The organism is Psychrobacillus sp. FSL K6-2365 (assembly GCF_038003165.1).
In the GTDB taxonomy this organism is placed as follows: Bacteria; Bacillota; Bacilli; order Bacillales_A; family Planococcaceae; genus Psychrobacillus; species Psychrobacillus psychrodurans.
In genome coordinates, this window is record NZ_JBBOOO010000001.1 from 3,400,898 (window position 1) to 3,414,711 (window position 13,814).

Here is a 13,814-nt window from a genome sequence, read left to right on the forward strand (position 1 = left end):
TTGCTCCCTATCCCCTATAAACACTTTCACATGTTCCAGCTACTGGTTCATAAAAACAATGTTGTTTAAATTGACCTGTAAAAGGTTGATCGTACCATGTCGGAGGGCATGGACCATATGGATTAAAATACCAAAGAGCAAACTTCGCTGGATGGTCTCTCCAATAATCTAGGGCCTTTTTTGCTAATCTTTTTTCAACAGTTCTCGCTCTTTCATAAAACAAATTCCCCTTTTGAACAGCTTCAAAAGAATAGTTATTTCCTTGTACTTGAAAAATGACATCTTCGATTGTTCTTACATCTTTAAAGTCTAAACAATCTGCGTTAGCACGATTAACAATTACATTTCCAACATATAACATTCCTTGCTGTCCTTCAGCTTCTGCTTCTGCTCTCATCATCCTAGCCATTAAATCCACGTCTTTACTTCGGTAAGCTATTCTTGGCATTTTTTTCACCCCAAAGTATAGTATGAAAAAATGCCTTCATTGGTGTCTATATCCACCTCGAAGAAAAATTTTCGAGATTCATAAATCCTTAATTCGACGGGATTTGATCACTTTAAATAAAAAGAGGAACCATCAATCATTTCAACATCTTTCCTTTTTTTAATCTCGTCGATTAAGAAAAACAAAGCTTCATCCTTCTTTTTTGCCTCAATCATACAATCAATCTGCGAAACCGTTCCCTTGATTTCTCTTAAAAAGTGGAAAAACATATTCACATCCACATAGTCCGAATGATGACGAAATTCAGCTTCATTTTTGGGGCTAGAAATATGCATTTTGATAGGCAGGGGAGATTCACCCCAAGTTGCCACTGCTCGACTCCAATTATCTTCCCAATTTTTGTTTCGGTGATGGGCAAGATGATGATGATAATCAAAAACAAGCGGAACTTTTAATTTTTCGCACAAATAAAGGGTATCTTCAAATGTAAAAGAAGTATCATCGTTTTCTAGTATGATCATCTTTTGAATGGAGCTATGAACATCATTCCAATTATTTATAAAACGTTCCAATGATTTTTCTGTATCTTTATAGTTACCACCGATATGAAGAACACAGCGATGTGTAGGATCAATCTGCATTTCCTTTAACAGCAAATAATGCATATTTAATGTTTTTAATGAATTAATTAATACTTCTGGTTTGGAGGAATTCAGTATAACAAAATGGTCTGCATGAAAATCAATTCTCATATTATGTTTTCTCGTAAACTCACCTATTTCATTTAGCTTTTCTTTTATCGACGGTATCATAAAATCCCAATCGGGAAGATCTACATGGTTGGCTAACGGTATTAACCGAGAAGTTAAGCGATAAAAATGAATTTCACTAAACATATTATGTTTAAGAAGTCTATGCGTATTTTCTAAATTAGCCAGCGCAATCTGTTCTAATTTAGAAATTGCAGCTTCACGATCTCTGTATTTTTGAAATTGAGAGAATGTCATTGTTTTGGATGGGGAAGCATTTTTTAGTTCCATACTCATCGCAACATATCCAAGACGTACAATTGTCATTTTTATCACCTCTTCCATTAGTATGGAGAAAATAGCTAGGAAGTACACTATACACAGCTAAATAAAAAAACTACAAAGGATTATCTCCCTCGTAGTCTCTAGAAAGTTATGAAATTTTTCTTCTTGGAATCATGTTAAAGACGATATTTAAAACGATTGCGGTCACGCTTCCTGCTACAATCCCATTACTCGTCAATATTTTCATGTTCTTTGGTAACTCAGCAAATAATTCAGGAACCACTGTTACACCAAGACCAATACCAATTGAACATGCTATTATCATCGAATTATCCTCAGTATCAGATACTACTTTACTTAACATTTTTATCCCTTGTGCTACAATCATCCCGAACATAGCAATCATTGCCCCACCTAACACGGACTCAGGAATGATTGTTGTAAGAGAAGCAATCTTAGGGATGAAGCCTAGTACGATAAGCATTGCTCCAGTTATATAAATAACTGTTTTCGTCTTAACACCTGAGATTTGCATAAGCCCTACGTTTTGAGAAAACGTTGTATAAGGGAATGAGTTGAAAACACCACCTAATACCACGGCAATTCCTTCCGCACGATAGCCTTTTGTTAGATCCTCTTTTTCTATTTTCTTCCCAAGCATATCACCGAGTGCAAAGTACACTCCAGTCGATTCGACTAACGATACTATCGCTACTAAAGTCATTGTAATAATAGGTGAAGCTTCAAAAGTTGGGGTACCAAAGTAGAATGGTTGAATCATATGGAAAAAGTCTGAATCTCGCACAGGAGAAAAGTCAACTTTCCCCATAAATGTTGCGACAATTGTTCCACCAACAATCCCTATTAAAGTAGAAATAGCTTTTATAAAACCTGTAGAGAAGCGGTATAACAATACAATAAATAGAAGGGTACCAAATGCTAGCAGAATGTTAGAAACGGAACCAAAGTCTTCTGCTCCTTGTCCGCCCCCCATATTATTGATAGCAACGGGTATTAACGTAATTCCAATAATAGTTACAACAGAACCAGTTACAACGGGAGGGAAAAACTTTACAAGCTTCCCAAAAAATCCACTTATTAATATAACAACTACACCAGAAACAATAATTGCTCCATAAATAGCAGAAACCCCGTAATCCTCACCTATAGCGATCATTGGTCCAACTGCAGTGAATGTACATCCTAATACTACAGGGAGCCCTATTCCAAAAAACCGGTTACTTATAACCTGTAAAATGGTTGCCACACCACACATTAATATATCAATAGCTACTAAATACGTAAGCTGTTCTGTCGATAGACCAATTGCTCCCCCAACGATTAATGGTACAATTACCGCTCCTGCGTACATGGCAAGGACATGCTGAATACCGAGCGCAGTGTTTTTTAAAGCGCTATTCATCTTATCGTTTCCTCCTCAAAAAACTCAACTTTACCGTTTGACAATGATTTAATATTGGCAAGTGAATCTACACGAATACCTTTATCACGAATAAGTTTTCCACCAGGCTGAAAACCTTTTTCAATAACTATCCCAACACCTGCAGTTTCTGCTTCTGCTTGATTTACAATATCTAAAAGACCTAATGCAGCTTGTCCATTAGCCAAGAAATCATCAATGATTAGTACCGTATCTTCTTTATTAATAAAATCCTTAGAAACTGAAATATCATTCGTTTCTCCTTTAGTAAAAGAGTGCACCTTCGAAGTAAATAGATTGTCAGAAAGAGTTAACGATTTACGCTTTCTTGCGAATACAACTGGAACCCCTAATGTAAGTCCTGCAAACATAGAAGGTGCAATACCTGAAGATTCAATCGTTAGTATTTTAGTGATTCCAGAATCTTTATAACGTGCAGCAAACTCATTACCTATTGCTTGCATTAATACAGGATCGATTTGATGATTTAAAAAAGTATCTACTTTTAATACATTTTCTGATAAAACTTTACCGTTTTTAATAATTTGATCTTGTAGTAATTTCATAATTAATCATTCCCTCTCCAGTTTTAATTTGGACAAATAAAAAGCCCGAATGATATTGCAGCCACTCAGTTATGGAGTGGAGCAATGTCATTCGAGCTAAAAAAGTCGAATCGAAATAAAATAGATTATGACAATAATGCCATAAACCAAGTATTTCATCGCCACCCATAGTCAGCTTGTTTACGGTAAGCTGGTAGAAACTTGCAGGCCATATCCCTGCTATTATACGAGTTGTTGCTATTTGAATATTTCTCATTATAGCACGCTTATCCCTATTTACAATCACCCTCAAATATGTTCAATGATTCATAAAATTCAGTCGCAAACTATAACTTTGGCCACTTTCATTTGAAGTAGCATAATGTATCAACTCTCCTAAAATTACTATGCTCCCAATGAAGTCCTACGCCCGCAATTTCACTTCATGCGCCCAGACACAGTGCGTGTCCGCCCGTGACACACCTCTATAAGCACGGGCGGAAGTCTTATACTCGCAATATCAGTGACACAAAAAAACATCCACGCTTTACTAAAACGTAGATGTTCACGAGTGTTCAGTTTTCAGTGACTTAAAGCCTTGTATAAAGCTAGTTGGATTTTCTTGAATTTGGAATGGAAAAACACCTTGATTTGTGTGAAGGTATAATAAGCCGCCTCCAAATGAGAATGGCTTATGAGATACATCATGTACATGCTGTAATTTAAACTTATGTCGATCAGATACGAACCCCTCCATTGATAAATGAAGTTCGAATTGTTTTTCAACCTGTTTCATTTGATAGTAGAAATCTATTTGTCGTTCAATTTCAATATACCCTATGAGATATTTACTCATTTGTTGCACCTCCTATACCTCAACTATTTTAGCATGATTGGAGTGAGAAAATACATTATGACAACTTTAAATCAGCTTCACAAATTCTGCCGTTTGGCTTTCTAATTTTATTGCTGCCGATGAGATGTCTTTGAATTCCTCCAAAGCAGAACGTATTTCTTCCTGGCTTTTTTCTATACTAGTCTGAGAATTACTATTACTAGTCGTTACTTTCTCTACTTGCTTCGCTATTCCTTCGATGTTTTCACGTACTTCTACGATTGAGTTCTCTACTCTTCCCGCTAATTTACGTACTTCCTGGGCAACAACATTAAACCCACGTCCATGCTCTCCTGCCCGTGCTGCTTCTATAGCCGCGTTCAGTGCAAGTAAATTCGTTTGAGCCGCGATTTCTCGAATTGTTTGGACGATTCCTCGAATCGAATCTGCTTGTACTTGTAAGCTTTGCAAAGTATCTGTATTTTCTTTTGAACCAATTGCAATTTCATCAATTCGCTGCAATAATTCCTCACTTCTAGTTGTTCCAACCTCTGCGCGAGTACTTAATTCCATGGACATCTCTTTCAATTCTTCAGTCACGCTCATTAATATTTCATGACGTTCCGTTACATTTGTTGCAACTTTAGTAACTCCGAGCACCTTTCCAGCAGAGCCGAATATCGGCATATAAGTCGCTTCTAACATAACACTATTACCTTGTTTTGTTTTACGCTCCACCTTATCTTGAAAGTTTTTCCCACCAAATAAATCCTTCCAAAACTTTTCATATTCTGGACTATTTGCGAAAGCTGGAAAACATAAATCTCTATGCTGTTTCCCCATTAACTCACTTGCAGTATAGCCGATTTCTTTTGCAAAATTTTCATTAACGTAAGCTACACGGCGATCTAAATCAAATCGAATAATAGCTAAATTCTTTTCTAAAGCCTCAACCACAGTCATATCGTTTACTTCTTCTACTTGTGAATAATTCACAATCCCATCCCCCGTATCTATCTTTATATTGGTGCATAATCAGTTAGATCTAAAACTGTTTCTTCCCCTAAGATTAATCTAGCTAACTCAGCACCAACAAAAGGTCCTGCTGTTAAACCTGATGCCCCTAATCCGTTGGAGAAATAAATGGACTCATAGTCAGGTAACTTTCCAATTACCGGAAGAAAGTCTGGTGTATATGGTCTAAACCCCACTCGTACCTCTGCAATAGAAGCACTATTAAGTGAACTAGCGATACTTACAGCACTCTTGAGAAGCTCTTTCTTACCTGCTTCTGTCACATTGGCATCATAACCAGTGTTTTCTTCGTATGTAGATCCAGCCACAACCTTGCCATTATCAAAGGTCAATAAATACTGATTTGTTGGTGGCAAGACAACCGGCCATTCTCCAGTATACAAATTATTCACTTGAAAATGCATGATTTGTGCTTTTTGAAAACTAACTTTCATATTAACACCAAGCTCCTGAGGTATCTCATTGCCCCATGCACCTGCAGTTAAAACGATGGCATCAGCTTCCATTTGTTGACCATCCACTATTAAAATACCATTCGAAATCGAAGCATTGCCATAAATTACTTCCGCCCCTAGTTTTTTGGCAGCACTTATCAATGCATCACGCATTGCACCGCCATCCACTCGTGCAGCACCTTCTACATATAAAGAAGTGAAGTCTTCTGAAATTAGAGGAAAATGCTCCTTAGTTTCTTCTGGTGATAATATTTTCAGTTCACCAATTTCAGCCGCATCTACTCTTTTTTCCAACGCACGCTCTAGCATTTTCTGTAATTTTTTCGGATCATTTTGAAGAGCAATGGCCCCCACCTTTTTATAACCTGTAGAAGTCTCTCCTAGAGCTTCTAATTCCTCTACAAGTTGTTTATAGTAGTACGCTCCATTTTTTACTAATGTGTACCATTTTTTATTTCTTCGTTGAGAGATCCATGGGCAAATTATCCCCGCAGCTGCAGCTGATGCCTGGCCCATATCCTGGCGATCTACTAGCGTAACTCTCACATTTCGTTTTGCAAGATGGTACGCAGTCGACGCCCCTAGAATCCCGCCACCTATTACGATATAAGAGGACATTGTTTACTCCACTCCACTTTCTAGAATAGAGAACGTTATATTTTCACAATTAATCTCCGCCTTTGCCCCATATGGCAGCACAAATTTAGGTTCCGTATGTCCAAAGTTCAAGTTATATAAAATTGGTAGATTATCTAAGGAAAGCTCTTTCATGATTAAACGAATGGAATCCTTGTATTCCTCGTAGTACTTCTCATTTTGAGGCTTACCAAAAATTATTCCTTTCGCTTGCTGAAGAATTCCCTGCGTGCCATAATTGCGTAGCCAATACTCTAAATTTCCAGGTGTTGGAAGCTCTTCAGACGTTTCAAAAAATAAAATACTATCTTTCCAATATTCTTCTGCCGGCCAAAGCGATGTACCTTTAGCAAATTCTAAAACTTCGATACAACCTCCGATTAATCTGCCTTGTACTACTCCTGAACCTTGTAATAATTCATAGCCATTATTTGGATTCATTTGACGTTTTTTATCTTTATTTTCAACAATCCATTCTAATCTTTGACTTGTCCATTCTGTTGCAGGTTTCACTTCACCTATTGGACCACTCAAGAACAAAGTCTTCTTCAAAGCCTCTACCGTATATTCATGCATTTCTACATTTTCTGCGAAATCCATTAATATAGCTGGTCCATAAAAGGAGGATATTCCTGCTTTATGACAGAATAGATGCGTTACAGTGGAGTCCGAATAGCCTATAAATACTTTTGGATTATCTCGAATTACATCAAAATCAATATATGGTAATAATCGAATACTTTCGCTACCACCAATATTAGAAAATATACCTTTAATGGAAGGATCCTTAAATGCATTCATTAGATCCTCTGCACGAGCCTGTGGGTTTTCGTATAAATAGTCTCCACCCTTTAAGCTATTTGGCATCGCTATAACTTCCAATCCAAAAACGTCGCGTAATCTTCCTATTCCCTGTTCATATCTCCAACGAAGATCTGGTTCCCCAGCTCCTCCCCATGACAAACTAATCGTCGCCACCTTGTCTCCAGCTTTTAGCATTTTTGGTTTTTTAAGCATGACAAATCCCCCTTTTTATTCATTATAAAGCAATCTGTCCACAATGAATGTCTAATTTGAAAAATTTTGGGTATAAAAACAATATACATAAAACTGTAATGGAAGAGGAAGTGTGTTAGATGAAATGGAGAGGTAGAGCTGGTAGTTCTAATGTAGAAGACCGCAGGGGTATGAGTGGTGGAAAAGCTATTGCCGGAGTCGGCGGAGGCTTGGGTTTAATCATTGTTATCATCATTTCCTTACTTGGCGGAAACCCTGATGATTTGATTGGAAATCTTGGTACAACAGATCAATCAAGCAATGTTCCGTATGAGGAAACTGAACAAGAAAAAGAACTATCCGAATTCGTTTCTGTTGTACTAGCTGATACTGAAAAGGTTTGGACTAAAATATTCCAAGAAAATGGAATGGAATACATAGAGCCGACTTTAGTGTTATATACAGATAGTGTCGATTCTGCATGTGGAGCAGCTGGTGCATCAGTTGGACCTTTTTATTGTCCAGGTGATCAAAAATTATATATCGACCTAAGCTTCTATCAGGAACTACAAACGAAGTTCAATGCTCCTGGCGATTTTGCAATGGCTTATGTTATTGCACATGAAGTTGGCCACCATGTTCAAACTTTACTTGGGACAACTGAACAAGTTATGCCTCTTCGACAGAAGCTAAGTGAAGAAGAATTCAATAAGTACCTTGTCCGCTTTGAGCTTCAAGCAGATTATTTCTCCGGAGTATGGGCGAAGCATGCCCAAGGAATGGGCTATCTGGAAGAAGGAGATTTAGATGAAGCATTGACCGCTGCAAGTGCTGTTGGTGATGACACACTTCAAAAACAAGCTATGGGCTATGTTGTTCCAGAAAGTTTCACACATGGGACCTCTGAACAACGTAAAGGTTGGTTTTATAAAGGTTATGAAAAAGGAACAATTCAAGGTGGGGACACGTTTAATAGTAAAACTCCATAACGTATTTTCTCATTGCCCCCTATGCTATAATAAGATAAAAGTGAAAATTCCATCAGTTCGGGTTTTTTAATGACCGAACCGTTCGGGCTTTTACATATGCGGGCAAATAAGAAGATTGCGCCAAAAAGGAGTTACGCTGAAGATGAAAATACCTTTTACTAAGATGCATGGCTGCGGAAATGATTATATTTATATTAACTGTTTTGAGCATACTATCGATGACCCTAATACACTAAGCCAGCATATATCTGACCGCCATTTTGGAATTGGTGGGGATGGGATAGTATTAATATGTCCATCCGATATTGCAGATGCAAAGATGCGAATGTTTAACATAGATGGCAGTGAAGGGAAAATTTGTGGAAATGCTATCCGCTGCGTTGCTAAATACGTGTACGATAATAATATCGCTACAAAAGAAGTGTTAACAATTGATACCCTTAGTGGCGTTAAAACGATTGAGCTCTATATCGAAAATGGCAAAATGAATTCTGCCAAAGTAGACATGGGCAAAGCCATTTTAGAACCTGCACTTATAACCGTCCAATCAAAGGAAACAAATCCGTTAATAAACTTCCCCCTTCAAGTGGAAGACAAAACATATCACATCACAACAGTGTCTATGGGCAATCCTCACTGTGTTATTTTTGTGGAAGATCCAATGTTGGTAGACTTACCATTAATTGGTCCAAAATTTGAGCAACACTCATTTTTCCCGGAAAGTGTAAATACAGAGTTTATTTCTGTAGAGAATCGTAAGACTATTCATATGCGCGTATGGGAGCGCGGTAGTGGAGAAACGCTTGCCTGCGGAACTGGGGCATGCGCTGCAGTCGTTGCGGCAGTTTTAAATGGTAACTGCGACAAAGATTCCGATATTACCGTAAAATTACTAGGCGGGGAACTTATCATACGCTATACCGATGAAGGTGTATATATGACAGGTCCTGCAGTAAGTGTCTTCGATGGTGAGATTGAAGTGTAGTATTAAGATGATAGAGTGAGAGCCTTTCTAGCGAAAACTAGTGAGGCTCTTTTTAATGTTATATAAGTGTGTGGGATGAGTTAAGGGCTATGTCGTTTATTTTATGGGCTATTAGTGAGCGGTTATGGGCTAAATTTAGAAACTAATGGGCTATTTTTCAATTTATCGGTTAATAGAGTGGAGTTATGGGCTATATTGAAAAGTTTATGGGCTATAATTTTTAATTACATTGGTATAAATCGTCAATCTCTTTAATAGACTATAATCTACTAATGTTAATTTAGGTTTGTAAAATTATTAAGATTTGTAATGACATTGCCAAGTTGTCGTAATATTCTCGTAACAAAGTATTGGTAAGATGTGCTTAGACTGAAAAAGCAAGGGGTAGAGTATTTGAGAAGAATTCTTTGGACACTCATCATCACATTTGCACTATTGGTTAGCGGGACAAGCACAAGCCTAGCCGCATCTTCAACATACACTGTACAAAAAGGAGATACTTTGTATAAAATTGCTAAAACACACAAAGTGTCTGTATCAACTTTAAAGTCTTGGAATAATCTAAAATCAGATACGATCAAACTCAATCAAAGCTTAAAAATTTCTTCAAAAGCGGCTACTGCTGCGAAGAAAAAGAAAACTCCCTCTAGAACAACAGAGGATAAAGTAGTTAAAGAGATTGTTGTCTCTGCAAGTGCATTCACAGCAACTTGTAACGGATGCTCTGGTGTCACTAGCACAGGTATTAACCTAAAACGCAATCCAGATGTAAAAGTCATCGCAGTAGATCCAAAAGTAATTCCACTTGGCACCAAAGTTTATGTCGAAGGTTATGGATACGCAGTAGCTGGAGATACAGGTAGTGCTATCAAAGGGAATAAAATAGATGTATTTTTTTCATCGAAAAGCGAAGCCTATAAATGGGGTCGTAAAAGTGTCAAAGTTAAAATCTTAGAATAATAGAAACGTGCAAGCATCGACTTGTGCTGGAGTTAGATATAGATAAAACCAACTTTCTTAACTAGAAAGTTGGTTTTTTGATGTAAAAGATATCATTTCTTCGCATATTACTTCATAGTAGGATTGTTCATGTGGTACAAAGCTCTCTTTATCAACCATTTGATGAATTGGTCTTCTTGTTCCATCTTCCTCTACCTCGAAACCGATTATCTCTATTTCCTCTATTTCACTCTGCCATAAACTCACAAATTGAGTTATTTCCACTCTTACTACGCCAGACACTTCCTCAACCTGTAGCGTAAATTGTTCCCAATCCAATGCGCAGTCGTATAAAAATACATGGGCTAATTCATTATCTATTAAATCATCCGTCGTAACAGAGTATTTTATAACACCAAGTGAATACAATTCCTCAAAAAGGATATCAATTCCAAGCTCCTCTTTTACCTCGCGTATCCCATCAAAAACTGTTTCACTTTCCAATAAATGACCCGCGGCAGTAATATCCAACAATCCCGGATAATCCTTCTTCAAGTTGCTGCGTAATTGTAAGTAAACATATTGTTTTCCTTCATGACTACCAATGAACCAGCATTGAAATGTTTCATGCCATAATCCAAGACGATGAATTTCCTCTCGGGTATCTACACCTATTTGCTGATGCTGCTCGTCAAATACTTTTAGTAGCTCCTGCTCCATATAATCCCTCTTAATTTATTTATTTTCAATTAGCTCTACAAATTTATTTAATTTGTCCAAGGAAATGATGTTCTCATTACATTTTTGACTATCTTGGCAAATATAATTTCCTCGCGTTATAAATGCATCCTGAGTCATGCCCTTGACCGAAGAAGTAAACATTCCAATTTCTTCAGTTCGATTACATAATGCACAAATCCCTTTTTTATTGGAGTTTTTATAACCCCCAGAAATTCCTACTAATTTATTTTTGTATTCAATAACAAGAAATTTTTTATTGGACCCTTTATCCAACCAGCCTAAATAAGATAATTCTTTAAAGTCTATATTCTCTAATGAAGGAATTTTGAGTTTCTTCGCTTTCGGAAAAATCTTTTTGATAGCAGTCTCGCTTATCTCTTTAAAGGGGATAACATAAGGCTTTAGGGTTTCTAGAAAACTTTCTGCTTCTAATTTTTCTTTTATTTCTACAATTGCTTTCAATAGGTTTTTTTGAGCTTCTGTAGATTCCTCAAATAGCCCAAGTACTTTCTCTAATGACAGTGCTCTTAGGGCATTTAATACTCCGCGATCATTTACTGTTGCATGTCCATTTACCAATGCCTGTGTCTGTTTTTTGATAAAGTTGTATTGATCACTTCTAATGAAAGGATTCATATTTACCTCTCCATTCACAATTATTTTCGTTAGTCCAATTGTATCGAATAATAATTGATTAATAAACGGATAAGATGATTAGTAATTGTTTTCACCATATGAATACAAAAAAACTGATAGCCCCTAAAGGAGCTACCAGTATATACTTTTACTTTGTATAGACAATTTTCTTAACAGTTTCGACCGAAAGATAATACTCATTTGCAAGCTGTCCCATAGAAACACCATTTCTATACGCTTTCTTTAAAGAATTATTTCGCTCATCAATACGTTTCCTTTCACCTGAAACTGTTCCCCATTGTTTATAAGTTTTTCCCGGTTTAGGAATATAAATTGTTTCCCCTTGAATATACTTTTGAATTTCCTTCACTAGCTCCTCAGGTAAAACGGAAGTTGCCTTGATATATGTCATTTTACGCTCGCTCCTTATTTTTAACTATTTAAATAAGGTGCAAAGCCAACATTATGAAATGGCGATATAATTTAATTTATAGCTTCTCATACAAAGATCGCCTTTCCATCATTAGGCTTTGCATGAGGCGTTGCACTGTCTAGCAATTTTATACTTTTTGCCATTCTGCTCACCTCCAAGTTGCGCTACTTACTATTTTAATACAAGTAGAATTTTTTAAAAACCTACATAGTGTAATTTCGCTCACTTTCTTTTTTTTAATCGTTCAAGTAATTGGCCGACCCTTTCCTTCTGGTCCATTGTTTGTTCACTAAGTAGCTCAATTTCATATTTATCTTGTATTACTGAAATATTCACTATGTCCCCTTGATTTAGCTTAGACTTTAAATCAGAGCAATGGATTTGAAGGCTCTCGGTTTCATTTGGGTATTTCAAAAAGACTGCAAAGTCCCCTTCGAAACGGTCTAACGTGTATTTATTCAAATTCACTCACAACCTCTCCTTTGCTATTTAATAATGTAGCTGCATCCCCATCGTTTCTCCACATTTGTCCAGTCGTCCATTTCAAATAGCCCGAACCTTCTTTTGCTTTCGGACCACTTGTGACGTAAATCGTCTCCCCAGCCAGTAAGCTTATGTTTGGAAACTTGAATGTTTGATTGCCCGCTACGGAAACTAATTGCCAATCCTTCAAACTAACAGTAGTACCACCAGAATTGGTAATGCCTACTATTTCACCTCGGAGGTCTTTACTTGAAATATTAATCCCTTCAGTTACGGTATCAGCAATTTCAGTTGGTTCTACGTTTCCATTTGTCAATACGTTATAATCTACTCCATCTGTTTCCACGACTATATTGCCAACTACTGCAGTGCCATATATTTGTGAACTAATCCGCTCCAACCTTGACTTGACTTCTGCATCTGGGTGTCCATAAGAATTATCTTTCCCATAGCTAAGAATTGTAACTTCTGGTTTTACTGCCTGTATAAAATCTTCCGAGCTACTCGTGTCAGAACCATGATGTCCTGCTTTCAATACAGTTGACTTTACGTTCGACCGCTCTAGTATTTCTTTCTCTATACGAATATCTGCGTCCCCCATCAATAAAAATGAAACTTCCCCATAAGTTATTTTTAAGACAATAGATGCTTCATTATTATCATCTGATTCTTCTCCAACATTTAAAACAGTAATATCTAAATCATCATCTAAGGGAATCGTATCTTCAATATTCGGCACAATGAACGGTATGTTTTTATCTAAAATAAGCTGAAGCATTTCCTCATACGTTTGAGAGGTATGTACTTTACCTGAATCCACAAAGTTTTTTATAGAGACAGAGTTCAAAACGGAAATAAGTCCGCCGATGTGATCAGCATCTGGATGTGTCGCTACTACATAATCGAGTTTCTCGACATCATGCGATTTTAAATAAGCAACTACTTCTTTTCCAGCATCTTTTGTACTTCCATCAACTAGTAGATTTTTTCCATTTGGGGATTGTACTAATATAGAGTCACCTTGTCCTACATCTAGAAAATGGACTTTCATTTTATTACTAGTCCCTACAGGTGTCTGAGACGTTTCAATTGTCGTGTTCGTTTGCTGATTTATAGTACAACCAGAAAGCAAAAATACTATACAAATACAAATTGTCATTACTATCTTTCTCATAAAAAACCT

General features: G+C 36.9%; 16 protein-coding genes and 1 riboswitch. Of the genes, 3 read left to right on the top strand and 13 right to left on the bottom strand.

The window, feature by feature from the left end:
* Nucleotides 1-7: 7 nt before the first annotated feature.
* The 8 genes from MKY29_RS17140 to MKY29_RS17175 all read right to left on the bottom strand — a co-directional run bounded on the left by MKY29_RS17140 (nucleotide 8) and on the right by MKY29_RS17175 (nucleotide 7,446).
* The gene (locus tag MKY29_RS17140) at nucleotides 8-448 is read right to left on the bottom strand and encodes a cell wall hydrolase (protein WP_093495102.1); all 441 of its coding nucleotides are present in this window, start codon (nucleotides 446-448) and stop codon (nucleotides 8-10) included.
* 107 nt (nucleotides 449-555) lie between these two features.
* On the bottom strand, nucleotides 556-1,524 hold the full coding sequence (gene uvsE / locus MKY29_RS17145; RefSeq protein WP_093495103.1) for a UV DNA damage repair endonuclease UvsE: 969 nt from the start codon (nucleotides 1,522-1,524) through the stop codon (nucleotides 556-558).
* Nucleotides 1,525-1,630: 106 nt separating this feature from the next.
* Nucleotides 1,631-2,905: a nucleobase:cation symporter-2 family protein gene (locus tag MKY29_RS17150; protein ID WP_340880367.1), complete on the bottom strand. Its 1,275-nt coding sequence runs from the start codon at nucleotides 2,903-2,905 to the stop codon at nucleotides 1,631-1,633.
* Nucleotides 2,902-3,489 (bottom strand): xanthine phosphoribosyltransferase, encoded by a 588-nt coding sequence (locus MKY29_RS17155; protein ID WP_241598471.1) that lies wholly within the window; start codon nucleotides 3,487-3,489, stop codon nucleotides 2,902-2,904. The genes MKY29_RS17150 and MKY29_RS17155 overlap by 4 nt, the downstream gene beginning before the upstream one ends.
* A 148-nt stretch (nucleotides 3,490-3,637) precedes the next feature.
* Nucleotides 3,638-3,739: riboswitch (purine riboswitch) on the bottom strand.
* A gap of 294 nt (nucleotides 3,740-4,033) precedes the next feature.
* Nucleotides 4,034-4,324: a hypothetical protein gene (locus MKY29_RS17160; protein ID WP_093495106.1), complete on the bottom strand. Its 291-nt coding sequence runs from the start codon at nucleotides 4,322-4,324 to the stop codon at nucleotides 4,034-4,036.
* A gap of 66 nt (nucleotides 4,325-4,390) precedes the next feature.
* Complete coding sequence (locus tag MKY29_RS17165; RefSeq protein WP_241598469.1) at nucleotides 4,391-5,299, bottom strand: methyl-accepting chemotaxis protein; 909 nt, start codon at nucleotides 5,297-5,299, stop codon at nucleotides 4,391-4,393.
* Nucleotides 5,300-5,322: 23 nt separating this feature from the next.
* Nucleotides 5,323-6,411, bottom strand: coding sequence for an NAD(P)/FAD-dependent oxidoreductase (locus MKY29_RS17170; RefSeq protein WP_340880368.1), 1,089 nt, complete (start codon nucleotides 6,409-6,411; stop codon nucleotides 5,323-5,325).
* Nucleotides 6,412-6,414: 3 nt separating this feature from the next.
* Nucleotides 6,415-7,446 carry a S66 family peptidase gene (locus MKY29_RS17175; protein ID WP_093495108.1) on the bottom strand — a complete coding sequence of 344 codons (1,032 nt, stop codon included), beginning with the start codon at nucleotides 7,444-7,446 and terminating at the stop codon, nucleotides 6,415-6,417.
* Between the two features lie 119 nt (nucleotides 7,447-7,565).
* Between MKY29_RS17175 and ypfJ the strand changes: the two genes are divergently transcribed.
* The 3 genes from ypfJ (at nucleotide 7,566) to MKY29_RS17190 (ending at nucleotide 10,359) form a co-directional block, all read left to right on the top strand.
* Entirely contained in the window at nucleotides 7,566-8,414 is an 849-nt protein-coding gene (ypfJ, locus tag MKY29_RS17180; RefSeq protein WP_241598465.1) for a KPN_02809 family neutral zinc metallopeptidase, read from the top strand.
* Between the two features lie 142 nt (nucleotides 8,415-8,556).
* A complete protein-coding gene (dapF, locus tag MKY29_RS17185) occupies nucleotides 8,557-9,399 on the top strand; it encodes a diaminopimelate epimerase (protein ID WP_340880369.1) in 843 nt (280 codons plus the stop codon).
* Between the two features lie 393 nt (nucleotides 9,400-9,792).
* Nucleotides 9,793-10,359, top strand: coding sequence for a 3D domain-containing protein (locus tag MKY29_RS17190; RefSeq protein WP_093495110.1), 567 nt, complete (start codon nucleotides 9,793-9,795; stop codon nucleotides 10,357-10,359).
* Nucleotides 10,360-10,416: 57 nt separating this feature from the next.
* Here MKY29_RS17190 and MKY29_RS17195 read toward each other — a convergent pair whose 3' ends face one another.
* From MKY29_RS17195 to MKY29_RS17215, 5 genes are all read right to left on the bottom strand, one after another.
* On the bottom strand, nucleotides 10,417-11,058 hold the full coding sequence (locus MKY29_RS17195) for an NUDIX hydrolase (protein ID WP_241598457.1): 642 nt from the start codon (nucleotides 11,056-11,058) through the stop codon (nucleotides 10,417-10,419).
* Between the two features lie 15 nt (nucleotides 11,059-11,073).
* Nucleotides 11,074-11,715 (bottom strand): FusB/FusC family EF-G-binding protein, encoded by a 642-nt coding sequence (locus tag MKY29_RS17200; protein WP_093495112.1) that lies wholly within the window; start codon nucleotides 11,713-11,715, stop codon nucleotides 11,074-11,076.
* Nucleotides 11,716-11,863: 148 nt separating this feature from the next.
* Nucleotides 11,864-12,127: a CD3324 family protein gene (locus MKY29_RS17205; protein ID WP_090568295.1), complete on the bottom strand. Its 264-nt coding sequence runs from the start codon at nucleotides 12,125-12,127 to the stop codon at nucleotides 11,864-11,866.
* Between the two features lie 243 nt (nucleotides 12,128-12,370).
* The gene (locus tag MKY29_RS17210; protein ID WP_340880370.1) at nucleotides 12,371-12,616 is read right to left on the bottom strand and encodes a DUF3006 domain-containing protein; all 246 of its coding nucleotides are present in this window, start codon (nucleotides 12,614-12,616) and stop codon (nucleotides 12,371-12,373) included.
* Complete coding sequence (locus MKY29_RS17215; protein WP_093495114.1) at nucleotides 12,603-13,805, bottom strand: MBL fold metallo-hydrolase; 1,203 nt, start codon at nucleotides 13,803-13,805, stop codon at nucleotides 12,603-12,605. Before MKY29_RS17215 ends, MKY29_RS17210 begins: the two co-directional genes overlap by 14 nt.
* Nucleotides 13,806-13,814: the final 9 nt, after the last annotated feature.

Coding starts and splice junctions, on each gene's coding strand:
- MKY29_RS17140 (WP_093495102.1), bottom strand. CDS start 448: ATGCCAAGAATAGCTTACCGAAGTAAAGACGTGGATTTAATGGCTAGG.
- uvsE (WP_093495103.1), bottom strand. CDS start 1,524: ATGACAATTGTACGTCTTGGATATGTTGCGATGAGTATGGAACTAAAA.
- MKY29_RS17150 (WP_340880367.1), bottom strand. CDS start 2,905: ATGAATAGCGCTTTAAAAAACACTGCGCTCGGTATTCAGCATGTCCTT.
- MKY29_RS17155 (WP_241598471.1), bottom strand. CDS start 3,489: ATGAAATTACTACAAGATCAAATTATTAAAAACGGTAAAGTTTTATCA.
- MKY29_RS17160 (WP_093495106.1), bottom strand. CDS start 4,324: ATGAGTAAATATCTCATAGGGTATATTGAAATTGAACGACAAATAGAT.
- MKY29_RS17170 (WP_340880368.1), bottom strand. CDS start 6,411: ATGTCCTCTTATATCGTAATAGGTGGCGGGATTCTAGGGGCGTCGACT.
- MKY29_RS17175 (WP_093495108.1), bottom strand. CDS start 7,446: ATGCTTAAAAAACCAAAAATGCTAAAAGCTGGAGACAAGGTGGCGACG.
- ypfJ (WP_241598465.1), top strand. CDS start 7,566: ATGAAATGGAGAGGTAGAGCTGGTAGTTCTAATGTAGAAGACCGCAGG.
- dapF (WP_340880369.1), top strand. CDS start 8,557: ATGAAAATACCTTTTACTAAGATGCATGGCTGCGGAAATGATTATATT.
- MKY29_RS17195 (WP_241598457.1), bottom strand. CDS start 11,058: ATGGAGCAGGAGCTACTAAAAGTATTTGACGAGCAGCATCAGCAAATA.
- MKY29_RS17200 (WP_093495112.1), bottom strand. CDS start 11,715: ATGAATCCTTTCATTAGAAGTGATCAATACAACTTTATCAAAAAACAG.
- MKY29_RS17205 (WP_090568295.1), bottom strand. CDS start 12,127: ATGACATATATCAAGGCAACTTCCGTTTTACCTGAGGAGCTAGTGAAG.
- MKY29_RS17215 (WP_093495114.1), bottom strand. CDS start 13,805: ATGAGAAAGATAGTAATGACAATTTGTATTTGTATAGTATTTTTGCTT.